Annotated in this window: 18 protein-coding genes; 8 read left to right on the forward strand and 10 right to left on the reverse strand. The window is 59.4% G+C overall.

Annotation, left to right across the window (positions count from 1 at the left end):
* Positions 1-4: 4 nt before the first annotated feature.
* The gene (gene trxA / locus F3J41_RS21140; RefSeq protein WP_021313352.1) at positions 5-337 is read right to left on the reverse strand and encodes a thioredoxin TrxA; all 333 of its coding nucleotides are present in this window, start codon (positions 335-337) and stop codon (positions 5-7) included.
* 116 nt (positions 338-453) lie between these two features.
* Here trxA and rhlB point away from each other — a divergent pair, with 116 nt between their 5' ends.
* Positions 454-1,749, forward strand: coding sequence for an ATP-dependent RNA helicase RhlB (rhlB, locus tag F3J41_RS21145; protein ID WP_031279615.1), 1,296 nt, complete (start codon positions 454-456; stop codon positions 1,747-1,749).
* A 6-nt stretch (positions 1,750-1,755) separates the two neighbouring features.
* On the forward strand, positions 1,756-3,240 hold the full coding sequence (ppx, locus tag F3J41_RS21150) for an exopolyphosphatase (protein WP_088516567.1): 1,485 nt from the start codon (positions 1,756-1,758) through the stop codon (positions 3,238-3,240).
* Between the two features lie 141 nt (positions 3,241-3,381).
* On the opposite strand, the gene rep is transcribed toward ppx, so the two are convergent.
* Positions 3,382-5,403, reverse strand: a complete 2,022-nt coding sequence (rep, locus tag F3J41_RS21155) for a DNA helicase Rep (RefSeq protein ID WP_058758096.1) — start codon at positions 5,401-5,403, stop codon at positions 3,382-3,384.
* Positions 5,404-5,566: 163 nt separating this feature from the next.
* On the opposite strand from rep, the gene ppiC reads away from it, so the two are divergent.
* Positions 5,567-5,848, forward strand: coding sequence for a peptidylprolyl isomerase PpiC (gene ppiC, locus F3J41_RS21160; protein WP_058758095.1), 282 nt, complete (start codon positions 5,567-5,569; stop codon positions 5,846-5,848).
* Here the strand turns inward: ppiC and F3J41_RS21165 are convergent, their stop codons facing one another.
* On the reverse strand, positions 5,849-7,909 hold the full coding sequence (locus F3J41_RS21165; RefSeq protein ID WP_058775505.1) for an AsmA family protein: 2,061 nt from the start codon (positions 7,907-7,909) through the stop codon (positions 5,849-5,851).
* A gap of 61 nt (positions 7,910-7,970) precedes the next feature.
* Positions 7,971-8,744 (reverse strand): cyclic-guanylate-specific phosphodiesterase, encoded by a 774-nt coding sequence (gene pdeH, locus F3J41_RS21170; protein ID WP_021506997.1) that lies wholly within the window; start codon positions 8,742-8,744, stop codon positions 7,971-7,973.
* 283 nt (positions 8,745-9,027) lie between these two features.
* Between pdeH and F3J41_RS21175 the strand changes: the two genes are divergently transcribed.
* Positions 9,028-9,966: a sugar kinase gene (locus F3J41_RS21175; protein ID WP_166712336.1), complete on the forward strand. Its 939-nt coding sequence runs from the start codon at positions 9,028-9,030 to the stop codon at positions 9,964-9,966.
* Positions 9,967-10,362: 396 nt separating this feature from the next.
* A complete protein-coding gene (locus F3J41_RS21180; RefSeq protein WP_166712353.1) occupies positions 10,363-11,235 on the forward strand; it encodes an alpha/beta hydrolase in 873 nt (290 codons plus the stop codon).
* Between the two features lie 133 nt (positions 11,236-11,368).
* On the opposite strand, the gene F3J41_RS21185 is transcribed toward F3J41_RS21180, so the two are convergent.
* From F3J41_RS21185 to bcsE, 6 genes are all read right to left on the reverse strand, one after another.
* Positions 11,369-12,883 carry a pitrilysin family protein gene (locus F3J41_RS21185; protein ID WP_166712355.1) on the reverse strand — a complete coding sequence of 505 codons (1,515 nt, stop codon included), beginning with the start codon at positions 12,881-12,883 and terminating at the stop codon, positions 11,369-11,371.
* Between the two features lie 242 nt (positions 12,884-13,125).
* A complete protein-coding gene (locus tag F3J41_RS21190) occupies positions 13,126-14,406 on the reverse strand; it encodes a dicarboxylate/amino acid:cation symporter (RefSeq protein WP_132466037.1) in 1,281 nt (426 codons plus the stop codon).
* A 232-nt stretch (positions 14,407-14,638) separates the two neighbouring features.
* Positions 14,639-16,651 carry a biofilm formation regulator HmsP gene (hmsP, locus tag F3J41_RS21195; protein WP_021507002.1) on the reverse strand — a complete coding sequence of 671 codons (2,013 nt, stop codon included), beginning with the start codon at positions 16,649-16,651 and terminating at the stop codon, positions 14,639-14,641.
* A gap of 204 nt (positions 16,652-16,855) precedes the next feature.
* A complete protein-coding gene (gene bcsG / locus F3J41_RS21200; protein ID WP_104189219.1) occupies positions 16,856-18,493 on the reverse strand; it encodes a cellulose biosynthesis protein BcsG in 1,638 nt (545 codons plus the stop codon).
* Positions 18,486-18,674 carry a cellulose biosynthesis protein BcsF gene (bcsF, locus tag F3J41_RS21205; protein WP_010617915.1) on the reverse strand — a complete coding sequence of 63 codons (189 nt, stop codon included), beginning with the start codon at positions 18,672-18,674 and terminating at the stop codon, positions 18,486-18,488. Before bcsF ends, bcsG begins: the two co-directional genes overlap by 8 nt.
* On the reverse strand, positions 18,671-20,215 hold the full coding sequence (gene bcsE, locus F3J41_RS21210; RefSeq protein ID WP_166712357.1) for a cellulose biosynthesis protein BcsE: 1,545 nt from the start codon (positions 20,213-20,215) through the stop codon (positions 18,671-18,673). Before bcsE ends, bcsF begins: the two co-directional genes overlap by 4 nt.
* Before the next feature lie 199 nt (positions 20,216-20,414).
* On the opposite strand from bcsE, the gene bcsR reads away from it, so the two are divergent.
* Genes bcsR through bcsA form a run of 3 tightly spaced genes read left to right on the forward strand, consistent with a single transcriptional unit; the run spans position 20,415 to position 23,952 of the window.
* Positions 20,415-20,609, forward strand: a complete 195-nt coding sequence (gene bcsR / locus F3J41_RS21215) for a cellulose biosynthesis protein BcsR (protein WP_021507005.1) — start codon at positions 20,415-20,417, stop codon at positions 20,607-20,609.
* Positions 20,609-21,340 (forward strand): cellulose biosynthesis protein BcsQ, encoded by a 732-nt coding sequence (gene bcsQ, locus F3J41_RS21220; protein WP_104189225.1) that lies wholly within the window; start codon positions 20,609-20,611, stop codon positions 21,338-21,340. The genes bcsR and bcsQ overlap by 1 nt, the downstream gene beginning before the upstream one ends.
* Positions 21,337-23,952: a UDP-forming cellulose synthase catalytic subunit gene (gene bcsA, locus F3J41_RS21225; protein ID WP_159378052.1), complete on the forward strand. Its 2,616-nt coding sequence runs from the start codon at positions 21,337-21,339 to the stop codon at positions 23,950-23,952. Before bcsQ ends, bcsA begins: the two co-directional genes overlap by 4 nt.
* Positions 23,953-23,955 lie beyond the last annotated feature (3 nt).

The following is a 23,955-nucleotide window of genomic DNA, read 5'->3' on the forward strand; positions in this document are numbered from 1 at the left end:
GGGCTTAGGCCAGGTTAGCGTTCAGGAACTCTTTCAGCTGACCTTTAGACAGCGCACCCACTTTGGTCGCCGCCACTTCGCCGTTCTTGAACAGCAGCAGGGTCGGGATACCGCGAATACCGTATTTTGGCGCAGTACCTGGGTTTTCATCAATGTTCAGCTTGGCGATGGTAAGCTTACCGTCGTACTCTTCTGCGACTTCGTCGAGAATCGGGGCGATCATTTTGCAAGGACCACACCATTCAGCCCAGAAATCTACCAGCGTCACACCGTCGGCTTTCAGCACGTCAGTGTCGAAACTGTCATCGGTCAGGTGAACGATTTTATCGCTGCTCATGTTTAACTCCAAAGATTATGCCTGGCGAATTGGCGTAAAATATACCAACGTAGGTTGACTTTATTTCATCGGATACGCTTTCGTAAAGCGATAGTAAGCTGATATTCTACCACACTATGAGCAAAACACACTTAACAGAACAGAAGTTTTCCGACTTCGCCCTGCACCCACAGGTAGTGGAAGCCCTTGATAAGAAAGGCTTTCATAACTGCACGCCGATTCAGGCGCTCGCGTTGCCTTTTGCGCTTTCAGGGCGTGATGTCGCGGGTCAGGCGCAAACCGGTACCGGCAAAACGATGGCGTTCCTGACGTCAACGTTTCATTATCTTCTTTCTCATCCTGCTGCTGAAGGCCGTCAGGTTAATCAGCCACGCGCGCTGATCATGGCACCGACGCGTGAGCTTGCGGTGCAGATTCATGCCGATGCCGAGCCGCTGGCGCAGGCCACCGGCCTGAAGCTGGGCCTGGCCTATGGCGGCGACGGCTATGACAAGCAGCTGAAGGTGCTGGCAGACGGCGTCGATATTCTGGTGGGCACCACCGGACGCCTGATTGACTACGCCAAACAAAATCACATCAACCTCGGCGCCATTCAGGTCGTGGTACTGGATGAAGCGGATCGCATGTTCGATCTCGGCTTCATTAAAGACATTCGCTGGCTGTTCCGCCGCATGCCGCCGGCCACCCAGCGCCTGAGTATGCTGTTCTCGGCCACGCTTTCTTATCGCGTACGTGAACTGGCGTTCGAGCACATGAACAACGCCGAATACGTTGAAGTTGAGCCCGAGCAGAAAACCGGCCACCGCATTAAAGAAGAGCTGTTCTATCCTTCGAACGAAGAGAAGATGCGTCTGCTGCAGACCCTGCTGGAAGAAGAGTGGCCGGATCGCGCCATCGTCTTCGCCAACACCAAGCACCGCTGTGAAGATATCTGGGGCCACCTGGCTGCCGATGGTCACCGCGTAGGCCTGCTGACCGGCGACGTGGCGCAGAAAAAACGCCTGCGCATTCTGGACGACTTCACCAAAGGTGACGTGGATATCCTCGTTGCCACCGACGTCGCCGCGCGCGGCCTGCACATCCCGGCAGTTACGCACGTCTTCAACTACGACCTGCCGGACGATCGCGAAGATTACGTGCACCGCATTGGCCGTACCGGTCGTGCTGGCGCCAGCGGTCACTCCATCAGCCTGGCCTGTGAAGAGTACGCGCTCAACCTGCCGGCGATTGAAGAGTACATCGGTCACGGTATTCCGGTGAGCAAGTACAACAGCGACGCCCTGCTGAGCGACCTGCCGCCACCGAAACGCCTGCAGCGTAACCGCTCGGGCAACGGTCCACGTCGCGGTGGCAACAACAGCAACCGTCGCGGCGGTGCCCCGCGCAACAACAACCGTAAACGTTCGGGTTAAGCACACATGCTAAGCGCATCGTCACTTTATGCTGCGATTGATTTAGGTTCTAACAGCTTTCATATGTTGGTGGTGCGCGAAGTGTCCGGCAGTATTCAGACCGTCGCGCGAATTAAACGCAAGGTGCGTCTGGCGGCAGGTCTTGATGCGGCCAACCATCTCTCGGCTGAGGCGATGCAGCGTGGCTGGCAGTGCCTGCGTCTGTTCTCCGAGCAGTTGCAGGACATTCCCCCGGAACAAATCCGCGTTGTGGCAACCGCCACGCTGCGCATTGCCAGCAACGCGCAGGATTTCCTGACTCAGGCGGAACAGATTCTCGGCTGCGCGGTGAACGTCATCAGCGGTGAGGAAGAAGCGCGCCTGATCTATCAGGGTGTTGCGCACACAACCGGCGGCTCTGACCAGCGGCTGGTGGTCGATATCGGCGGCGGCAGCACCGAGCTGGTGACCGGCGAAGGTGCGCACGCCACGACGCTGTTTAGCCTGTCGATGGGCTGTGTAACCTGGCTGGAGCGCTTCTTCAGCGATCGTCATCTCGCCAAAGAGAACTTTGCCCAGGCCGAACAGGCCGCACGTGAAATGATCCGTCCGATTGCGCCGGCACTGCGAGAGAAAGGCTGGCAGATTTGCGTGGGCGCGTCCGGCACCGTCCAGGCACTGCAGGAGATCATGGTGGCGCAGGGCATGGATGAGCGCATCACCCTGAGCAAACTGCAGCAGCTCAAGCAGCGTGCCATTCAGTGCGGCAAGCTGGAGGAGCTGGAGATTGAAGGGCTGACGCTGGAGCGTGCGCTGGTGTTTCCCAGCGGCCTGTCGATTCTGATCGCCATTTTCCACGAGCTGAGCATTGAGAGCATGACGCTGGCCGGCGGCGCACTGCGCGAAGGGCTGGTGTACGGCATGCTGCATCTGCCGATTGACCGCGATATTCGAAGCCGCACGCTGCAGAACGTTCAGCGTCGTTTCGCCATTGATATTGAGCAGGCGGGCCGCGTGCGCCAGCTGGCAGAGAGCTTTTTCCGTCAGGTGAGCAGCAGCTGGAAGCTGGATCAGCGATGTCGCGATTTACTCCTCAGCGCCTGTTCAATCCACGAAATTGGCCTGAGCGTCGATTTCCGCCAGGCACCGCAGCACGCCGCGTATCTGATTCGCCATCTCGATCTTCCTGGTTTCACCCCCGCGCAGAAAAAAATGCTGGCCTGCCTGCTGCAGAACCAGAGCGGCAGCATTGATCTGGCGCTGCTGACGCAGCAAAACGCCGTGCCGCCGCGCATGGCGGAGCGGCTGAGCCGTCTGCTGCGGCTGGCAATCATCTTCTCCAGCCGGCGGCGCGACGACACGCTGCCAGCGGTGCGTCTGCAGGCGGATGATGATGCGCTGCATCTGACGCTGCCGGCAGGCTGGCTGGCTGCGCATCCGCTGCGCGCCGAGCTGCTGGAGCAGGAGAGCCATTACCAGTCGTATGTGCACTGGCTGCTGACGATTTCCTGATCGAACCTGCTGCTGCTGCGTTGAAAAGCTCCCGGCAACTGCGCTTTTACGCGAGTAAACTTCGCTTTGCCGGGCGCTTTGCCTCTGCGGCGCGCGCAACAGATTTCGCCACAGGCCAGGCTTGCGGCTGTGACGAAACCATTACCCCTTCTTCGCATTCTCCAGCATCGCACGTAAGCCGGCGACGCGCGTTTGCCCGGTTTTCACCCGCTCTTCAGCGCTGATCACCTTTTTCTCACGCTCCCACGCCACATCATCCTGCGGCAATTCCAGCAGGAAGCGGCTTGGTTCCGGACGCACCAGCTCGCCGTACTGACGGCGCTCGCGGCACAGGGTAAAAGTCAGCTCTTTCTGCGCGCGGGTGATGCCCACGTAGGCCAGGCGACGCTCCTCTTCGATATTGTTCTCATCGATACTGCTCTGATGCGGCAGCAGCCCCTCTTCCATGCCCACCAGATAGACATAGGGGAACTCCAGCCCTTTCGAGGCGTGCAGCGTCATCAACTGGACCTGATCGAGCTCTTCATCGCTCTCGCCGCGCTCCATCATGTCGCGCAGGGTAAAGCGCGTCACCACCTGCGCCAGCGTCATCGGCTCGTTAAGTTCGTCGCCCTCCAGCATTTCGGTCATCCACTGAAACAGCGTATTGACGTTCTTCATGCGCATTTCCGCCGCTTTCGGGCTGGGGGAAGTTTCGAACAGCCAGCTTTCGTAGTCGATGCCGCGAATCAGGTCGCGCACCGCATTCACCGGTTCACGCTCGGTGAGCTGAACGATTTCATTCAGCCAGTGGGTAAAGCGCTGCAGATGCTCCAGCCCGCGCCCGGAAAGCGTCTGTTCCAGCCCCATATCAAAGCTGGCGTTAAACAGGCTTTTGTTGCGCAGATTGGCCCACTCACCCAGCTTCTGTAGCGTCGCCGGGCCGATCTCGCGGCGTGGCGTGTTCACGATGCGCAGAAACGCGCTGTCATCTTCCGGATTGGTCAGCACGCGCAGATAGGCCAGCAAGTCCTTGATTTCCGGCCGCGAGAAAAACGACGTGCCGCCGGAGATGCGATAAGGAATACGGTTCTGCATCAGCAGCTTTTCAAACACGCGCGACTGATGGTTACCGCGATAAAGAATCGCGTAATCTTTGTACTGGGTTTTATTAATAAAGTGATGGGCAATCAGCTCGCCCGCCACGCGCTCGGCTTCGTGATCTTCGTTGTTGGCGCTCAGCACTTTCAGCTCGCTGCCCTCGCCCAGCTCGGAGAACAGCCGCTTTTCAAACACGTGCGGATTGTTGGCGATGAGGATATTGGCGCATTTAAGAATACGCTGCGTCGAGCGGTAGTTCTGCTCCAGCTTCACCACTTCCAGCGCCGGGAAATCCTCTTTCAGCAGCACCAGGTTCTGCGGCCGCGCGCCGCGCCACGAGTAGATAGACTGATCGTCATCACCGACCACGGTAAAGCGCGCCCGGGCACCGACCAGCAACTTTACCAGCTCATACTGGCTGGTGTTGGTGTCCTGATACTCATCCACCAGCAGATAGCGGATGCGCTGTTGCCAGCGTTCGCGCACTTCCTGATTCCGCTGCAGCAGCAGGGTCGGCAGCAGAATCAGATCGTCGAAATCCAGCACGTTACAGGCTTTCAGATGCTGATCGTACAGCGCGTAGCAGTGGGCAAAAATCTGGTCGCGCTGCGATTTGGCGAGACCGGCCGCACCCTGCGGATCGACCAGGTCATTTTTCCAGTTGGAGATGGTGGAAATCAGCTGCTGTAACAGGGTTTTATCTTCTTCCAGCCACTGTTTGGTCAGGTCCTTAAGCAGCGCCAGCTGATCCTGATCGTCGAACAGCGAGAAGGTCGATTTCATGCCGAGCGCCTTGTATTCGCGCTTGATGATCTCCAGGCCCAGCGTGTGGAAGGTTGAGATCATCAGGCCGCGCGCCTCTTTGCGTCCCAGCGTTTGCGCCACACGTTCTTTCATCTCGCGCGACGCCTTGTTGGTGAAGGTTACCGCCGCGATATGGCGCGCCTGATAGCCGCATTCACGGATCAGATGGGCGATTTTATTGGTGATCACGCGGGTTTTACCGGAACCCGCACCGGCCAGCACCAGGCAGGGACCGGTGACAAATTCGACAGCACGTTGTTGGCCGGGATTAAGACGCATAGAAAAACATCACTCAATTTAATCAGACAGGAAGATTTACATCGCGCCGTAGGGTGCGCATTGATGCGCACCTGAGCGCAAAGGTCGCCATCAATGGCGACCCTACAACTGACGCGCACTACGCTATAATGCGTCGCACATTATACATAACGGGAACACCATCATGGCGAAAACCGCGGCGGCTTTACATATCCTGGTGAAACAGGAAGCTCAGGCGAAAGCGCTGCTGGCGCAGCTGGAAAAAGGCGCGAATTTTCAGCAACTGGCAAAAAAACACTCGACCTGCCCGTCCGGGCGTAACGGGGGCGATCTGGGAGAGTTTCGCAAAGGGCAGATGGTGCCGGCGTTTGATAAAGCGGTGTTCACCTGCCCGCTGCTGCAACCTTACGGACCGGTGAAAACCGCTTTTGGCTACCACATCATCAAAGTGCTGTGGCGTAACTGATCACTTTTTGCTTTTCATCTGCTGGAGCACGTTGCTGCACTGATTATCATCGGTGTCGCTTGGTGAAATCAACGCCAGCAGTGCGGCCGCCGGCGCGACCACGGCCCCCAGCGCGACGGCTGCGGCACCACGCGCCAGCAGCGGACCGGCTTTGACTCCGGCATCCGGGTTTTTGAAGGTGCCGCGCACATACAGCGGCGAACGCAGCGTAATGATACGAATGCCCTTGCTCTCCGGATTGATCGACAGATCCAAGCGCTCATTAGCAAAGTTAGCGTTGCCGGTAACGTTGATCACCGCGTTCTCGGTATCGAACACGAACAGCCGCGGCGTCGCCAGTCCCTGACGGATATTCAGGTCGGTCGCGGCACAGTTGATGCGCACCTCATCGTCGCCAAACAGTTTACCCACCACATAATTACCGACGTTCAGCCCGGCAATCTCCATCAGGCTGCGGCTGATCAGGCCATCGTTCATCAACAGTTTCAGCTCGCCATTGCTGGTGCCCAGCAGGTCGGCCACCGAATTGCCGGTGCCGGTCAGGCTGGCATCCCCGTTGAGCTGGCCGAGACTACGCTGCATGGCGGTGACATCCGGGAACAGCTGGCGCAGCTGCAGCTTGCGCGCATGCAGGTCGGCGCGGCCGCGCATCGGTGAGCGATCGCCCTCCAGATGGATGGTCGAATTAATGCTGCCGCCGGCCATGCCGAAGCGCAGCGGATCCAGCAGCAGGTCGCCATTTTTCAGCTGCAGATGGGTATAGAGATCGCTGAGCGGCAGCTTGCTGCTGTGCTCGATACGCTTGCCGCTGAACTTCACGTCAGCGTCCATCACATCCCAGTTTTTGGTATCGAACTTGTCATGTGGCAACACGCGATCCGCCGGCTGGGTGCTGGCCTCACCGCGCTGCGCTTTGGCCTGCGCCGTTTTTTCACTGCCCTTGCCGGAGTTAACCCCAATCAGCGGCCCAAGGTCCGCCATACGCAGCTGGTTCGACGTCAGCTCGCCGCTCAGCGTCGGACGCGGTTTGCCCTGACGATAGCTGAGCGAGCCGTGAATATCGCTGTCACCAATATGACCGTTGAATTTTTCGTAGCGGAACAGCGGCCCTTTCTCTTCATTGAAACGCGCAATCAGGTGGCCGTCAGTTTCATACGGTGGCGTGTCCGGCAGCAGCACGCCGGTTAAGCCGTACAGATTTGCCAGCGTGTCGCCGGAGAAACGCAGCCGCACATCCAGCCCGCCGAGATTGAGCGGATCCTGCAGGGTGCCATCCACGCGCACACGTGTGGTGCCATTGCGTACGTCGAGCTGCAACGGGAACGGCGTGGTTTTGCTGCGCAGCGACAACATACCGCCAATCTTACCGTCGCCATCGAGTTTCTGGTTGTTGTAGGTCCCGCTTGCCTGCCAGCCAAACACAAAATCGCCGGCCCCTTTTTGCTGGTCGTTACCGCCCGCGACCTGCGCGTACGGCACGGGTTTGCCCAGCGGATTGATCTTCACCGTGACATCGGCTTTGTTGATGGCGTCGCGATAGCGCAGCTGTCCCTGATCGAACAGGATATTATCAAGGCGGAATGACCATGCCGAAGGCGGCGCGTTGGGGTCGCTGTTTTCGCTGCTGGCGAGGTTGAAGGTCCAGTTATTTTTCTTATCGGCGGTCTGCACCAGTCGCGCATCCGGCTGCTGCATCTTAATCCACGGCAGGTAAATCTCTTTGTGCAGCAGCGCCAGCGGCGCCAGCGTGGCTTCCACCCGCTGCAAATGCACCATTGTCACTTCCGGCACGCTGGGTGGATTACCGAGCATGACATCGTCGGCGTGCACCTGCGGCCACGGCACCCAGCTGCGCCAGCCTGGCTCTTCGCGATTGCGCACCCAGGCAACGCCAAGATCGCCGCGAATAGCGAACGGTCGGTTCAGTTCTGCCGAGACTTTCTGGTTGATGGTTGGCTTCAGGCGGTTCCAGTCAAAGGTGGCGATAATCACCACGACCACCACAACCAGCAACAATAAAATCCCGACCACCCAGCTAATTATTTTTCCTGTACGCGACATTTTGCCTCCTCCTTGCCCTTCCACGTCTCCTTAAAGATAGTCGAGACGTGGCAGAACGGAATTACGGAAGCTCGAGTACCAGGTTTTCCAGCTGGTTAAACGGCAGCGGACGTGAAAAATAATAGCCCTGTGCGGCCATGGCGGGCGAGTTGCGTACCTGCTGCCACTCCTCCTCGTTTTCCACCCCTTCGACGATCACGCCGTTACAGTAACGGTTGATCAGCGCCAGCAGCATGGAGAACAGCGAGCGCCCTTCATCACTGGCGCGCAGCAGCATAAACAGCTCGCGCGAAAGCTTGATGTAGTCGTAGCGCAGTTCGGTCAGCGCGGAGAAGTTGGCCATGCCGGACCCAAAGTCATCCAGCCACAGCGGGCCCAGCTCCGGCATCTGCGCCACCATCTCTTCCTGCGGCAGCGCGTGATGTTCGGTCAGTTCGAAGCGCACCCACGGCAGCTGGACGATCAGCGCGCGCACGGGCGCATGCTGCTGAATGGCCAATAATGTGGGACCATCAATATTGACGGAGGCCACCAGCTGACGCTGGCTGAAGAAGGAAGCCCACTGTAATAACAGTTCAAGCTGCTCCTGGACGATGTCGAGACGCTGGGCAATGGTCAGCGCCTCGAAATAGTCTTCGGGTGACACGTTTTGCTCCGGTGCGGCGGGATGCACCACGGCGGTAAGCAGTTCAATAGCCAGTAAGCGGCCAGAAACCTGGTAAATCGGCTGGAAAGTGTAGCACCGTTGGCACTGCTGCCAGTAGAGACGGGTTTCCTGTTGTTGCTCAAGTTCGGGAGAAAAAGGCAGCCGATGACTCAAATTCTTCATCACCATGGTGTTTTCCTGGTTGGTATTGAGTGCCTGCAAATAGCATCTCAGTGGCAAGTATCGGCTCTCCCCTGGATAACTTTATTGGTCTGCGCAGCCACACGAGCTGTTGAGTCTAGCAGCGTGTCTGCGGCTTAATCGGTAAAACAACCCCCGGTTTGGCCGCTAAATCGGTGCAGAAGCGCGGTTTTACGCCTTAAGGCAAATTAAAACAGCGTTTTAAAAAGCATTGACGACTGCCATACCAGACGCGAGACTAGAGCGCAGCATTCACTACAGGCCAAACACCATGACGCAGAAAACCATCGCCATTATTGGCGAATGCATGATTGAGCTGTCCGAAAAAGGTGAGAACATCAAACGCGGCTTTGGCGGCGATACGCTGAACACCGCGATCTATCTGGCACGGCAGAGCGATTCCAGCCAGCTGCGCGTGGAGTATGTCACCGCGCTTGGCACCGACAGCTTCAGCGACCAGATGATCGCGGCCTGGCAGCAGGAGCAGGTGCACACGCAGCTGGTGCAGCGCCTGCCGGACAAAATGCCGGGGCTTTACTTCATCGAAACCGATGCCCACGGCGAGCGCACCTTTTGGTACTGGCGCAGCGATGCTGCCGCGCGCTTCTGGCTGGATAGCCCGCAGGCCGGGGCCATCTGTCAGCAGCTGGCGCATTACGACTATCTCTACCTGAGCGGCATCAGCCTGGCGATCCTGCCTCAGGCCAGCCGCGAAAAGCTGATGGCGCTGCTCAGTGCCTGCCGGCAAAACGGTGGCAGCGTGATTTTTGACAACAACTACCGGCCGCGTCTGTGGGCGGATAGCGCCAGTGCGCAGCAGGCGTATGCGGCGATGCTACGCCACACCGATATCGCCTTCCTGACGCTGGATGATGAACACCTGCTGTGGGGCGAACAGCCGCTGGCGGACGTGATTGCGCGTACGCGCGCCGCCGGCGTGCAGGAGATTGTGATTAAACGTGGTGCCGACTCCTGCCTGGTGGCGCGCGGCGACGATCCGCTGCGGGATGTTGCGGCCATCAAACTGGCTCCGGCGCAGATTGTCGATACCACCGCCGCAGGTGACTCCTTCAGCGCCGGTTATCTGGCCGTGCGCCTCGCGGGTGGCAGCGTGGAGCAGGCCGCAGCGCGCGGCCATCTCACCGCCAGTACGGTGATCCAGCATCGCGGCGCGATTATTCCGCCCAGCGCGATGCCAAAAACCGTTTAACACCGCACACGATTGTCGCGCCGCGCTGCCTGCTACGCGTCGCGACAATTTCCCCTCTGCCCTGACGGCAAATTGATTATTGCGCTGAAAAATATCACCGCGAAAATTTGGCTTAATGACGCAGATTCACCGGGCAATTTTTACTAATGACGCACGCCATCCAGCCGTCTCTCTGCCTGACGCTCACCACTTAAATGCCGCTAATCAGACTGATTTAAATTCAATGCATTACGACGATAAACCCGACCGCCAGGCATAGTCCGAAACTGGCGACTCCGGCGGTTTTCGGCTGGACGATCGCGCGAAAAAAGACCATGTTTTAATCAACCACAGCAGGAAGCTGTCAGGTCGACCGCGAACACAATAACGACAACATGACTCGCTCAGGACAGATTTATGCACACAGAAATTATCAATATCTGGCCGCACGGCGACGCGCCAGGCGCGAGTGACTCGCGCGCTCAGCCGCAGATCGTCGATTTGGCCAGAGAGTTCGAACCTTACGACCGCGCCGCCACCGGCGTGCGCTGTCCGGAGATGGCGATCTGGCATCCGGAAACCTCAAACGGTATCACCCTGCTGGTGGCACCGGGCGGCGGGTATCAGCGCGTACTGATCGACCGCGAAGGCAGCGCCCTCGCCACCTTTTTCACCTCGATGGGCTACACGCTGGCGGTAATGACTTATCGCCTGCCGTACGACGGCCATCATGAAGGGCCGGATGCGCCGCTGGCCGATGCCCAGCGTGCGATGCGCGTGCTGCGCGAGCGCTCACAGCGCGGCCTGAACGGAAAGTACATCGTGATGATGGGCTTTTCCGCCGGCGGGCACGTGGCCGCCAGCCTCGGCACCCGCTTTGGCGAAAAAATCTATCCGCTGCAGGATCAGGCCGACAGCCTGTCACCGCGGCCTGATGCGATGGTGCTGCTCTATCCGGTCATCAGCATGCGCGACGGTCTGGCGCATGAAAGTTCACGCACCCGCCTGCTGGGCGCGTGGCCGGATCAGAAAAGCATTGATGCTTATTCGCTGGAGACGCGCGTGCACGGCCAGACGCCGCCGACGCTGCTGATCCACGCCGCTGACGATGAGACGGTTTCCGTTAATAACAGCATGGTGTTTTTTAGTGCCCTGCGGGAGCACAAGGTACCGGCGGAAATTCACTTTTATCAGAAAGGCGGCCACGGCTTTGGGATTCGTGGCGTGGCGGATCTGCCGCTGGCCAGCTGGCCGATGCTGGTGACCGAATGGCTGCGCGCAAAGACCTGATGCCCCTGCTACGTTGAACCGCAGCGGCGCTGGCGGCGCGCGTTCATCCCGGTCGCTTACGTAAGCTTCTGAGGATGACACCCGTGCCGCCTTACTGCAGCGCACCTTATTGCGGGGATTCATGCGCCCTGGGTCATGACGAGGGTTGAGCCTGATCGGTCGCGCTCGCGCTGCCATTATTTTCGGGTTTAGCCTCATCCGGGGTAGCGGCGGCGGCAGGCGCATCCGGAACCTTCATCACCTTGTCCCAGCTGTCCTGCAGCATCCTGACGTTGGTTTCGGGCTCACCCTGCGGCTGAATCAGCACCATGGTGAGCTCCTGCGTTAACTGCTGACGCAACTCCTGGTTGAGCTGGTCGCGCGTTAACTCGCTGAGAAACGCCTGACGCAGTTTCTGGTACTGCTCCGGCGCGATATCCACCACGGAATTCTGCTGCGAGCGCAGACGTTGCCCCATCAGAATATCGGTGTCGGTGCGCGCGTAGGTGGCAAACAGTTTGTTCAGTTCCAGCAGCTTTTGCGCCATCAGCGCATCAAACTCCTCCTGCGGCAGACCTTTGTCACGCACGGTGGCCAGCTCACGCGCCACCTGGTTCAGGTTCTGCGCCAGCGACGCGTTAGGCGAATCCATGTTAATGGCGCACTGCGCACGCTGATACAGCACGCGACAGTCGAAGCCAACCTGCACGCTTTGCGCTTTGCTGTCGGCCAGCGCGCGCTGGACGTGCCAGAACAGCGCTTCGCGCGCCAGATCGCTCTGCCAGTAGCGCTGCAGATTCTGCGAGTCGCGGATTGGCTGCCATGGCGTATCCCACACCAGCGACAGGCGATCCTGCATCATGCCGCCGTTAACCAGGTTGATTGGCTGATGCGGCAGCGGCGACAGCGTGGGCAGCGCCGCGGGCGCCACCCGTTTGCCTTGCAGTGGCGAGAACGCTTTGTTGATCTGCTCCGCCATGCTGCGGCTATCCACGTTGCCCACCACGTACAGCGTCATGCCGTCCGGCGTGTACCACTGCTGGTAAAAGGCATTAAGCTGCGCGATATCCACCGGCGCGCGCGGCTGTTCGCCCGGATCATGCGCCAGCATGGTCGACCCTTTCAGGCGATAGCGCCACCACACATCCTGCGTATTGGGCGGCCAGGTCGCGATGGGATCGGTGGCGGTCAGCGCGGTCGACACCACCTGCTCATTGATGGTCATTTTACCGGCGGTGGCCGCCAGCCAGCTGAGCGCCTCTTTCAGCAGCTCCGGCCGGTTGTTCGGCAGGCTGAGATTGTATTGGGTGAAATCATAAGATGAGATGGCCGGCGGCAGCGGTCGCTGCGGATCCATCGCCTGTTGCCACAGTGCGCGCTGCTGATTGGTATCCAGCGCGGTGTTATGCACCATCGCCAGACGCGGTAAAAGATGGCTGAACCCGGTTTGCTGGGCGCTTTCCACCAGCGAACCGGTATTAACAATCAGGCGCAGCTCGATGCGATCGCTTGGACGTTGTGGTGTGGTCAGCAGCTGCCAGCTGAAACCATTGTCCAGTTTGCCTTCCTGCCAGGCGGGATCAGGCTGAAGTGTTTCGGCGTGGACGCCGAAGCCAGATGCCGCAAGCAGCCATCCGCCAACCAAAAGCCGAATTCTGGTGCCCTGCATGTGAACCCCTACTCAAACAGATAAACGCTCGTGCGCGCCATAGGCGGCCGCTTTTCAGCGAACCACGGCGGCAGGCTGCCGCCACGTTTATACAACGACAGACTCTTTGACCACAGGAAGGTCAGGATGTCGCGCGACGAGGAAAAAAATCGGGAAAAAAATCAATGGGGTTATTATGCAAATGCCCGCTGTCAGGGCAAGCGACAGCGGGCATTTCACGACAAATTAACGCAAATAGAGGATTACGCGCTGGTCTGTGAAGCGCTATTGACCTTTTTCGCTGAAGAAAGCGTCGCTTTCATCTGCGCTTCATCGAGCTGGCCGACCCACTTCGCCACTACCACAGTCGCCACACCGTTACCCACCAGGTTGGTGAGCGCACGGGCTTCCGACATGAAGCGGTCAATCCCGAGAATCAGCGCCAGACCGGCCACCGGCAGATGTCCCACCGCCGACAGCGTAGCCGCCAGCACGATAAAGCCACTGCCGGTCACCCCTGCCGCGCCTTTGGAGGAGAGCAGCAGCACCACTAACAGCGTGATCTGGTGGAAGACATCCATGTGGGCGTTGGTCGCCTGAGCGATAAACACCGCCGCCATGGTCAGGTAAATCGACGTGCCATCGAGGTTGAACGAGTAGCCAGTTGGAATCACCAGCCCGACCACCGATTTCTTACAGCCCAGCTTCTCCATCTTATCCAGCATGCGCGGCAGCGCCGACTCGGACGAAGACGTTCCCAGTACAATCAGCAGCTCTTCTTTGATGTAGGCAACAAACTTAAAGATGTTGAAGCCGGCCCAGCGGGCAATAATGCCCAGCACAATCACCACGAACAGTACGCAGGTGATGTAGAAGCAGATGATCAGCTGACCGAGCTGCACCAGCGATCCGACACCATATTTACCGATGGTGAACGCCATGGCGCCGAACGCACCAATCGGCGCCAGACGCATGATCATGTTGATCACGCCAAAAATCACCTTCGAGAAGCTCTCGATGACGTTGAACATCACGGTGCCGGCGTTACCGAGGCGATGCAGCGCAAAGCCAAACAGGATAGCGAACAGCAGCACCTGCAGGATGTTACCGCTGGCGAAGGCACCGACCACGCTGTTCGGGATCACGTCCAGCAGGAAGGCAATCACGCCCTGCTGCTCAGCCTGCTGCGCGTAGACCGCAACCGCTTTGGCATCCAGCGTCGCCGGATCGACGTTCATTCCCGCGCCCGGCTGGATCACGTTGACCACCACCAGACCGATAATCAGCGCGATGGTGCTGACAATTTCGAAATAGAGCAGCGCTACTGCGCCGGTCCGTCCAACTGCTTTCATGCTCTCCATGCCGGCAATACCGGTCACCACCGTACAGAAAATCACGGGGGCGATGATCATCTTGATCAGCTTAACGAAGCCATCGCCAAGCGGCTTCATTTGCGCGCCTAACTCAGGGTAGTAGTGGCCTAACAGGACGCCGATGCCGATGGCAACCAGCACCTGAAAGTAGAGGCTTTTGAACAGTTTCATAACAGGTGTCCAGGTATAGACGGCATTCACCGCCATTGTTATGGAGAAACGCATGCGGCAAGCCGCCTGGAAGCGTATGACCTTACCGATGGCGAGGAAAATAACACTCTGTTAACAGGATTAGTATACCCTTACATTCCTTACAAAAGTTACAAAACTCTAACTATGAACTGAAACGCTTCAGCACCCCATAACGGTGCAATTCTGCAAGGAAAATCAATAAATAAGGTGATTATTCAGACGGTGACGAGCTGGCCAGCCAGCGCTGGTTAAACACCGATAACGGCAGGGCTTCAGCATATAAGTAGCCCTGCCCGATGGTAATTCCGCGCGCCAGCAGCCAGTCGCGCTGCTCGGCGGTTTCGACGCCTTCGGCTATCACGTCGAGGTGGATGATATCGGCAATCGCCGCCACGATGCGCACCATGGTGTCATCATCCGGCAGCGCGGCGACAAAGCTGCGATCCATTTTCAGCTTATTGACCGGCAGCGCTTTGAACTGATGCAGGTAGTTGAGATTGGAATAGCCCATGCCGAAATCATCCAGCGCGACCGCCACCCCGGTTTGCTGCAGCGAGCGCAGCAGCGCCATCGCCTGTTCAGCATCGCCAATCTGCGCGGTTTCGGTGATCTCCAGCACGAAGTTACCCGGCGCAATGCGGTGGCGCTCCAGTAGCCCCTGCAGGTGGCTCACCACGCTGGCATCGCGCAGCTGTACTGCGGAGATATTCACGCTGAGCGGCAGATTGATGCCGTGGCGCTGCCAGCCAGCGATAATGCGGCACGCCTCTTCAAAAACCCAGCGGCCGAGCGCGGAGATGACGCCAATCTCTTCGGCGCTGGCGATGAACTCTTCGGATAACCCGTAGCTGCCGTCCGGCATACGCATGCGCAGCAGCGCTTCTGCGCCGGCCAGCTCGCCAGTGGCCATATTGATTTGCGGCTGCAGATAGAGCGCAAACTGGCCATCCTGCAGGCCCTGCAGGATGTCGTGCTCCTGGGTTAAGCGCTTCTGCGCCCGCTCGGTCAGCGCCGGGTCAAAGAACAGAATCTGGTTTTTACCCTGATGGCGCGCCGACATCATCGCCGACGTGGCGCGCGCCAGCTGTTCGCCAGCGGACACGGTGTTGTCATCATGCAGCGCCAGACCAATGCTAGCGTTGGGGCGCAGCTGCAGCTGATACAGGTTCACCGGCTGGTTGATGCGTAGCATCAGGTTGCGCGCCAGCCGCATGGCGCGAAACGGGTTGTGCGCACGCTTCATCAGTAGCGCAAAGTCGCTCGGTCCGGTCTGTGCCAGCAGGGTATGGTCATCAATGGTACTGCGGATTTTTTCCACCAGCGTCAGCATCAGCGTATCGCGCTGCTCATCGCTCAGGACGCCATTGGCTTCCTGCAGGGTTTCGATGCGGATCACCATCAGCCCCCACGGCTGCTGGCTGTGGCGATGGCGGATGTGCTGATCAAGCAGCGCCAGAAACAGCGCGCGGTTGGGCAAATCGGTCACCGCGAAATGGGTGGTCAGCCGGCTCATCTCATCGTGAATCGACTCCAGTACCTGCTGGTTGCGGTTGTAGCTGCGAATCAGCATGCCGATCTCATCGTCGCGATGATTGTGCGGCAGCGCCAGCTTATGGGTGAGAATGGCGGGCGGCGGCAGCTCCTGCAGCTCACGCGAAATATTACGCAGCGGATGCACGATCAGCCGGTTGATACACCAACTGATCGCCACGGAAAGAATCAGCGCCAGCAGCAGATAGGTGGTGATCATGGTGGACAGCGTGCTGAGCAGGAACTGATAAACGCGTGACGAATCAGCCTGCAGCACCAGATAGGCAATCGGCTTCGGCAACCCGCTGCGCTCGACCGAATAGAGCGGCAGCGTAATCTGCACCGGCAGTTCGAACAGCCGGGCGACAAAGCGCGGCACCGGTTTCTCCGGCGCGAAGTCGGCGTGCAGCGCCTGGAAGGCGTTTGGCAGCACCACATCGGCGCGCGACAGAATGCCCGCCGGCTTAAGGGTATTCAGAATGCGTTCGGCCTGCGGAATATCGGCTTTGAGCACCGCTTCGGACAGCGGCTGACGCACGGTATGCGCGACGTTCTCCATCTGCTGGGCGTAATCCACCCTGCGCTGCTGCACAAAATGGAATAACTGGATGACGATAAAAATACAGATGGTGACCAGCGCCACGGCGGACACGGTGGCCATCTGCTTTATCGTTAACGAACGACTGACGCGCAACAAAACCTCTCCTGGCCGCCGGGGGCCGTGACAGTTGCCGGAATGCGCAGCAAGTATATCCCAGGTCAGCATTTTTTTGCGCCGGGATAAAGGCGAAAATCACGCAACTGCCCCGCTTTGCGCGCTGTTTCAGCATTTTGTCAGCCATTAGCGGCGCAGAGACAAAACGGTGCGCGCCAGCCCGCACCGTTTGCCGCTCAGGTTTTACTGCGGATAGGCTACCCAGTCGCCGCCGTTAAGGCGAATCCACGGTTTGCCCTGGTACATCATCACGACGGCGTTATCATTTTCCGACACCACCGGCGTCTGCGGCAGGTTATCCGCCAGCACCGACATGTTGACGTTCGGTGCGTTAAACACCTGACCGTCCACCACCCGCGACACCAGCTCGGAAATCGCCAGCAGGCTGACAGGCGTATCGATGGTCAGCGGCTGGCCCTGATGCGGCGCTTTCATGCCAACAAATTTAATGCCAACCGGCACGTGGGTGATGCCCGGGCTCGGAATGTCGCGCAGCCCGGACATCTGCATTTTATCCCCCTGCAGTGCCGCACCGTGCTCCGGCACCACCAGCACCATCACCCGGCGTCCCGACTTCTCCAGATTGGTCAGGAAGGTATCGAGCTGGTCGAACAGCACCCGTGCGCGCGGCTGCCACTCGGCGGTGCGGGTGCTGCCCAGCTCGCGCGTACCGTCGTGCAGCGGAATCAGGTTGTAGAAGGTGGCGCTGCGCGCATCGCTGCTTTTGCTGCGATCATCAAGCCAGCGCTGCATCAGCTGCCCGTCGTTGTACACCGGCGAACCATCAAAAGACGTCAGCTCTGGCGCAATCCCGGCCTGCGACATCAGCGGCGCCTGCATGTTGCCGTCCTCGCGCAGCTCTTTCAGGTAGTTACCGAACACGCCGGTATGGTCCATCATCAGCTGCTGCTTAAAACCCAGCTTCGCCAGATTATCAAACAGATAGCAGCGCTGGTCGGTGGCTTTATACAGGTTACTGTGTGAGGTCTGGCCGCAGCTGGCGCGCAGCAGGCGAATACCGGCCGGGCCGCTGTAGCCGGTGGCGGAGTTATAGTTGTTCAGCACGATATCAAAGTGCTTCCACAGCGGATGGTCACGCAGCTGCGCCACATCAATGTCCGACCACGCCAGCGAACAGATGTTGATCACCAGAATATCGAACGGCTGCGAATCGGCGGGCAGCGCATCAGGGAAGTGCGTGACGCGCTGGCGTTCGCTATCGTAAAAGCGATTCAGCCACGCGGTGAGGTTGGCGCTGGTGGGCGGCGCGCTTTGATCGAGTCCCGCCGCGGCCGGGCTGGCGGCCGGTTTGTCATTCAGCGCCACCGGCGGTGCGGCGGCTTTGCTGGGCAGCAGGCTGACCGCCGGGCCGGCGAGCGTCAGTACGTTCAGCCAGATCAGCGCCAGTGACACCAGCACGGTGACGCGAATCCACTGCGCCACGAACAGGTAAATCACCAGCAGCACAAAGGCCGCGCCGATCATCTCCCAGTTAATAAAGCGCTGCAGCAAATCCAGCAGATAGGCCGGCGAGAATCCCGCCACCTGGCTGCCCTGGCTGAGCAGCGAGTTCAGACCCGGCAGCCAGGTATCGTGCCAGAACAGCGCGAAGCCAATCGGCAGCGAAACCCACTGGCGCAGACGATGCAGCCGCGCTGACGGCAGCGGAAACAGCAGCCACGCCAGAAACACCAGATTACTCAGTGCATGGAAGTTGAGATAGCCGTACCACAACAGACCAAATTTGATCAGAAAGTAAAAGTTCCAGCCGCCGAGGCCGCGCCAGCGCGCCGCGTGCAGCGTCGAAGGTGTGTTATCCATGTTTATCCGTTTTGGTCGATTGGCGTTGCCACTGCCCTTCCGATTTGAGGGCGCGGGCAGGTAACAGGCGCATCAGCAGGCTGGTGCTGCGCTGCGGCAGCCAGCGTCGCCACAGCGATTTCAGGAACAGCAAAATCAGTAACAGCAGGATCGCCACCTGCACACCATCCATCAGCGTCATACGTGCGGTTCCCCGAGGTCGATGATGATCGGCTGCGGCGTCTGAGGGCCGCGCGGCGCGGCCGCTGCCGGCGCGGCAGGTTGCGCAGCGGCCGGTACCCTGAGCGGTTCGACCTGCGCCACCGGCGTCAGCTGCCGCACTTTATTCACCTCCGACAAAATCTGATTGTCGGCAAACCACACCATGCGGTTGCTGAACAGCTCGTCGTGCGGCAGGGAAAATATCGATTTCAGGGCAATGTCCAGGTCGTTAAAGCGGCAGGAAGAGAGGAATAAATAGAGCCGATCGTCAACCAGCGTCACCAAATCGCCAAAACGACGCGGTTTACACAGCGTCAGTACCTGCGGCGGCGACAGCTGCGGCACCGGGCGCAGCGCCACCATCAGCCCTTTGTCGTTTTCCGGCAGCAGCGTATTGTTCATCAACTGCTGTACCGCCGCACAGAAACGCTCCAGCGGCAAATAGCCTTTCTGCTGCAGCGGCTGTAGCGCCTGTACCAGCGCCGGCAGATCGGCCGGCACGTGGCGGGTAAACTGCTGGCCCTGCACGCCTTCCAGCGCGGTCAGCAAGCGCGACAGCGGCGCCGCCGTCGGGACAATGCTGTTAACGCCACACGCCAGCAGCAAACGTTCATCGCTGTAGCGCAGGCTGGTGCCAAGTTCCCGCACCACGATTTTCAGCGCGTTGCCGCGCGATCGCCGCAAACCATGGACCATGCTCGCCAGAGTCGGCACATCCTGATTATGGGCCAGGCTAAAGATGACCGTGGCGGCGTTGGCCTGCTGCCCGCGCGCATACACGCTCTCGTTATCGCTGAACAGTTGCCACTGCGCGGAAAGCGGCGGCGCCCCTTCCAGCACATCCTGCTGGGCCAGAAACTGGTTTTCATCATTGAGGCTCAGCGGCTGTGACGCGGCAGCTTCAGCCTGCGCAATAAACTGATTATCAATACAGTTCAGGCGGATAGCGCGGTCGGCCAGCAATTTATCGGCGGAGTACCACCAGTTAATTCGATATTGCCAGCTATCCTGCTGAAATTCTAAATGGGCGACACCATCAAGCTGACGAAAATAACGCTGCAGATGATTTCGCAGGGGAATAATTGCGGTTCCGCAGGTGATCATTAGCAGCGTCATTTGTTTTTTTAACAGAACCCGGCGCAAGCCTTTTATCCACACGGTCAGTTCATCCGGGGATAATTTGCTCCACAGCGCCGCCTGACTATAAAACATGACCAGACCGCTACGTTTATTCATTACGCGCGCCATATCGCTGGCCAGATGTTGCAGGCTGGCTTTATTGGCAGGCAGCGAAAATAAGGGAATACGCGCCGGACCGCCGGGCGGATCGGGCGTTAACAGCGCCTGCGGGGGTTCATCCGCGCTCACCAGCGTGGCCGCCTTTTGCTGGCTAACCACCTGACGTAACAGCGTTCGTGCGTCTTCGGGCCGCTGGCAGGTTATCCAGTAAAATCCCGGCGACTGCAGGGCGATTAATTCCTGTTGTACCTGCTGCAGGCCAAGCGTATAAAGATTTTTCATATTAGCGTCGCGATCTGTACAATCCAGGCTAGTTTAATATAGACGGCAACGATTGGAACTGCTGGAATAAAAAAAGCTGCGCACGCGCCAGACTGTTTGAACTTTGCCGGGCCAGAAATCGCTGGCTGCGGTTTTATACGCGACAAGAAAAATATCACCCCTCTTTATCCGTTGTCGTTTCTTTGGTGGCAAAAAAGTAATGAAAACTGAAAATGCTTTTTCACTGATCGCTGTCGGCAGCGAAGATCAGGATGATATTAACGCCCTGAGTGACGCCTTTTCACTGAAGGCGTTTCGCTATATTGATATTGCCCGTGAAGCGCGTCTGCAACAGTTGCTGTCGCGCTGGCCGTTGTTGCAGGAATGCACGCAGGGACCGGAGTCACCACGCTAATGCCGGTTCTCGCCTTACAGGGGCTGCGCGGCGGGTGTGGCGCGACGGCACTCAGTGCCGCGCTGGGCTGGGCGCTAAACGCGCTGCAGCAGTCGGTGCTGCTTATCGACCTTTCGCCAGCCAATCAACTGGCGGCCCACTTTAATCTGCCGCTCGACACGCCGCACGGCTGGCTGCGTGCGCAGCTGGATAACCAGCCGTGGCAGCACAGCGCGCTGCGCTATCAGCCGGGGCTGGATTTTCTGCCGTCTGGCACGCTCACGCATCAGCAGACCTTATCCTTAAACGCAGCGACAGCGGAAATTGCACAACCGCTGCTTAAGGCTTTGCCGGCCCTGAAACAGCGCTATCAGTGGATTATTTTCGACCTTCCGGCGGATCTGCTGCCGTGGCAGCTGGCGTTCATCCCGGCCGCCGATCGGCTGCTTCAGCTGTTAACGCTGGATGCCAACTGCCAGCTGCGCCTGCACCGCGCGCACTTTTCGCCGCAGACGCTGTTTCTGATTAACCAGTTCAACGCCAACAGCCAGCTGCAGCAGGATCTGCATCAGCTGTGGCTGCGCTCGCTTAAGAACCTGATTCCACAGGTGATTCATCGCGATGAAGCGCTGGCGGAAGCGCTGATGATGAAACAGCCGGTGGGCGCCTGGCGTCCGCATGCGCTGGCCAGCGAAGAGATCAATACGCTGGCCAACTGGCTGCTGCTGCATGTCGCCGGAGGTGGCGCATGAATGCGCTGCGCTGGCTGCTGGTGCCGCAGGCCTCGCAGGCATTGCAGCAGCGCGCGCACCTGGCGCGTCAGCACGGCGCCGGGCGGTTAACGGTCGCGCTGCATCTGCTGTGGTGCGTGCTCGCCTGGTCGCTGCTGCGGCTGGAAACGCCGGCGTGGCGGCGCGTGCTGCAGCAGCGTCAGCGCTACTTCCCGCATATCTCTCCGCTGCGCCCGCGTCCGCTGGATATTGTGCGCTATGCACTCCAGAGCCTGTGGCTGCTTATCATGCTGCCGCTGGACGGCAGCGCGCGCAGCGAGCGTAAACGTTTTAACGCCTTTGGCTCGCTGTTCCGCTGGCGCCAGCAGCTGTATCAATGGCTGGCGCAGCTGCCGGCGCGGCTGGAGCACAGCGGCGTACCGCAGCGCAGCGAACGCTGGCTGCAGCGCCTGCCACGGCGCGTGCGTCAGTTGCTGTTCATCGTAGTGGCGATCGCCGCCAGCCTGCTGGCGCTGCTGTGCATCTCGCAGCCGTTTGATATCACCACGCAGTTTGTGTTTGTGCTGCTGCTGTGGGCGCTGGCCATGCTGGTGCGCCGTATGCCGGGCCGGCTGGTGACCATCATGCTGATCGTGCTGTCGCTCACCATCTCCTGCCGCTATCTGTGGTGGCGCTATACGGAAACCCTTAACTGGGACGATCCGCTCAGCCTGACGTTTGGCCTGCTGTTGATTGGCGCGGAAACCTACGCGTGGACGGTACTGGTGCTGGGCTATTTCCAGACGCTGTGGCCGCTCAACCGCCAGCCGGTCTCCATGCCGCCGGAGATCGCCAGCTGGCCCAGCGTCGATATTCTGGTGCCGACCTACAACGAGCCGCTCAGCGTGGTCAAACCCACCATCTATGCTGCGCTGGGTATCGACTGGCCGCAGGATAAACTCAACATCTATATTCTTGATGACGGCACGCGCGAGGAGTTTCGCGAGTTTGCCGCCAGCGTGGGCGTCAATTACGTGGTGCGCCCCAGCCACGAACACGCCAAGGCCGGCAACATCAACCATGCGCTGAAAACCACCTGCCGCAGCGAATACGTGGCGATTTTTGACTGCGACCACGTGCCGACGCGCTCATTCCTGCAGCTCACCATGGGCTGGTTCCTGAAAGATCACCGGCTGGGCATGCTGCAGACACCGCACCACTTCTTCTCGCCAGACCCGTTTGAGCGCAACCTCGGCCGTTTCCGCCAGACGCCGAATGAAGGCTCGCTGTTTTACGGTCTGGTGCAGGATGGTAACGACACCTGGGATGCCGCCTTTTTCTGCGGCTCCTGCGCAGTGCTGCGCCGCAGCGCGCTGGATGAGATTGGCGGCATCGCGGTAGAGACCGTTACCGAAGATGCGCACACCTCGCTGCGACTGCACCGCCGCGGATACACCTCGGCCTACATCCGCATTCCTCAGGCTGCCGGGCTGGCGACCGAAAGTCTGTCAGCGCATATTGGCCAGCGCATCCGCTGGGCGCGCGGCATGGTGCAGATCTTCCGTCTCGATAATCCGCTGTTTGGCAAAGGGCTGAAGCTGGTACAGCGGCTGTGTTACGCCAACGCCATGCTGCACTTTCTTGCCGGTATCCCCCGGCTGATCTTTCTGCTGGCGCCGCTGGCGTTTCTGCTGTGCCATGCCTACATCATCTATGCGCCCGCGCTGGCCATCGCCATCTACGTGCTGCCGCACATGGTGCATACCAGCCTGACCAACTCGCGCATCCAGGGGCGCTGGCGCCACTCGTTCTGGAGCGAGGTGTATGAAACCGTGCTCGCCTGGTACATCGCCCGCCCTACCACCGTCGCGCTGTTTAATCCGCACAAAGGCAAATTCAATGTGACCGCCAAAGGGGGCCTGGTAGAAGAGCGTCATCTCGACTGGGTGATCACCAAACCCTACATGCTGCTGGTGCTGCTGAACATTGCCGGTATCGGCATGGGCTTCTGGCGCATGGCACACGGCCCGGCCAATGAGCTGCTCACCATCTGGGTCAGTCTGGTGTGGGTGGTTTACAACATGATTATTCTCGGCGGCGCGGTGGCGGTGTCGGTGGAAGCGCGTCAAATCCGTGAAGCGCACCGCGTGGAGATCGCCATGCCGGCGGCGCTGGCACGCGCCGATGGTCATATGCTGCCGTGCACGCTGCGCGACTACTCTGACGGCGGCGTGGGCGTCGAACTGCGCGAGCCGGATGCACTGCGCGAGAACGAAAGCGTCTCGCTGCTGCTGCGGCGCGGACAGCAGGAGTTCAGCTTCCCGTGCCAGGTACAGCGCGTATTTGGCCGCCGCGCGGGTATCCGCCTGCACCAGCTCTCCACCCGCCAGCACATCGAATTCATTCAGTGCACCTTTGCGCGCGCCGATACCTGGGCGCTGTGGCAGGACGGTTTTCCGGAGGATAAACCGGTGCAGAGCCTGGCGGACATTATGCTGCTCGGCTTCAAAGGCTATTTGCGGCTGGCGGAGTATGGTCCGGCACCGCTGCGCCGCCTGTTCCGTGGCCTGACCGCCGGACTGCACTGGCTGGCAACGCTGTTGCCGCATAGCGTCCGTCCGCGACCGGCAACGCTCAACACTGATTTTACCTAAGCT

Source organism: Pantoea sp. Ap-870 (assembly GCF_011752515.1).
GTDB classification, from domain to species: Bacteria; Pseudomonadota; Gammaproteobacteria; order Enterobacterales; family Enterobacteriaceae; genus Pantoea; species Pantoea dispersa.

Coding starts and splice junctions, on each gene's coding strand:
- trxA (WP_021313352.1), bottom strand. CDS start 337: ATGAGCAGCGATAAAATCGTTCACCTGACCGATGACAGTTTCGACACT.
- rhlB (WP_031279615.1), top strand. CDS start 454: ATGAGCAAAACACACTTAACAGAACAGAAGTTTTCCGACTTCGCCCTG.
- ppx (WP_088516567.1), top strand. CDS start 1,756: ATGCTAAGCGCATCGTCACTTTATGCTGCGATTGATTTAGGTTCTAAC.
- rep (WP_058758096.1), bottom strand. CDS start 5,403: ATGCGTCTTAATCCCGGCCAACAACGTGCTGTCGAATTTGTCACCGGT.
- ppiC (WP_058758095.1), top strand. CDS start 5,567: ATGGCGAAAACCGCGGCGGCTTTACATATCCTGGTGAAACAGGAAGCT.
- F3J41_RS21165 (WP_058775505.1), bottom strand. CDS start 7,909: ATGTCGCGTACAGGAAAAATAATTAGCTGGGTGGTCGGGATTTTATTG.
- pdeH (WP_021506997.1), bottom strand. CDS start 8,744: ATGGTGATGAAGAATTTGAGTCATCGGCTGCCTTTTTCTCCCGAACTT.
- F3J41_RS21175 (WP_166712336.1), top strand. CDS start 9,028: ATGACGCAGAAAACCATCGCCATTATTGGCGAATGCATGATTGAGCTG.
- F3J41_RS21180 (WP_166712353.1), top strand. CDS start 10,363: ATGCACACAGAAATTATCAATATCTGGCCGCACGGCGACGCGCCAGGC.
- F3J41_RS21185 (WP_166712355.1), bottom strand. CDS start 12,883: ATGCAGGGCACCAGAATTCGGCTTTTGGTTGGCGGATGGCTGCTTGCG.
- F3J41_RS21190 (WP_132466037.1), bottom strand. CDS start 14,406: ATGAAACTGTTCAAAAGCCTCTACTTTCAGGTGCTGGTTGCCATCGGC.
- bcsG (WP_104189219.1), bottom strand. CDS start 18,493: ATGGATAACACACCTTCGACGCTGCACGCGGCGCGCTGGCGCGGCCTC.
- bcsF (WP_010617915.1), bottom strand. CDS start 18,674: ATGACGCTGATGGATGGTGTGCAGGTGGCGATCCTGCTGTTACTGATT.
- bcsE (WP_166712357.1), bottom strand. CDS start 20,215: ATGAAAAATCTTTATACGCTTGGCCTGCAGCAGGTACAACAGGAATTA.
- bcsR (WP_021507005.1), top strand. CDS start 20,415: ATGAAAACTGAAAATGCTTTTTCACTGATCGCTGTCGGCAGCGAAGAT.
- bcsQ (WP_104189225.1), top strand. CDS start 20,609: ATGCCGGTTCTCGCCTTACAGGGGCTGCGCGGCGGGTGTGGCGCGACG.
- bcsA (WP_159378052.1), top strand. CDS start 21,337: ATGAATGCGCTGCGCTGGCTGCTGGTGCCGCAGGCCTCGCAGGCATTG.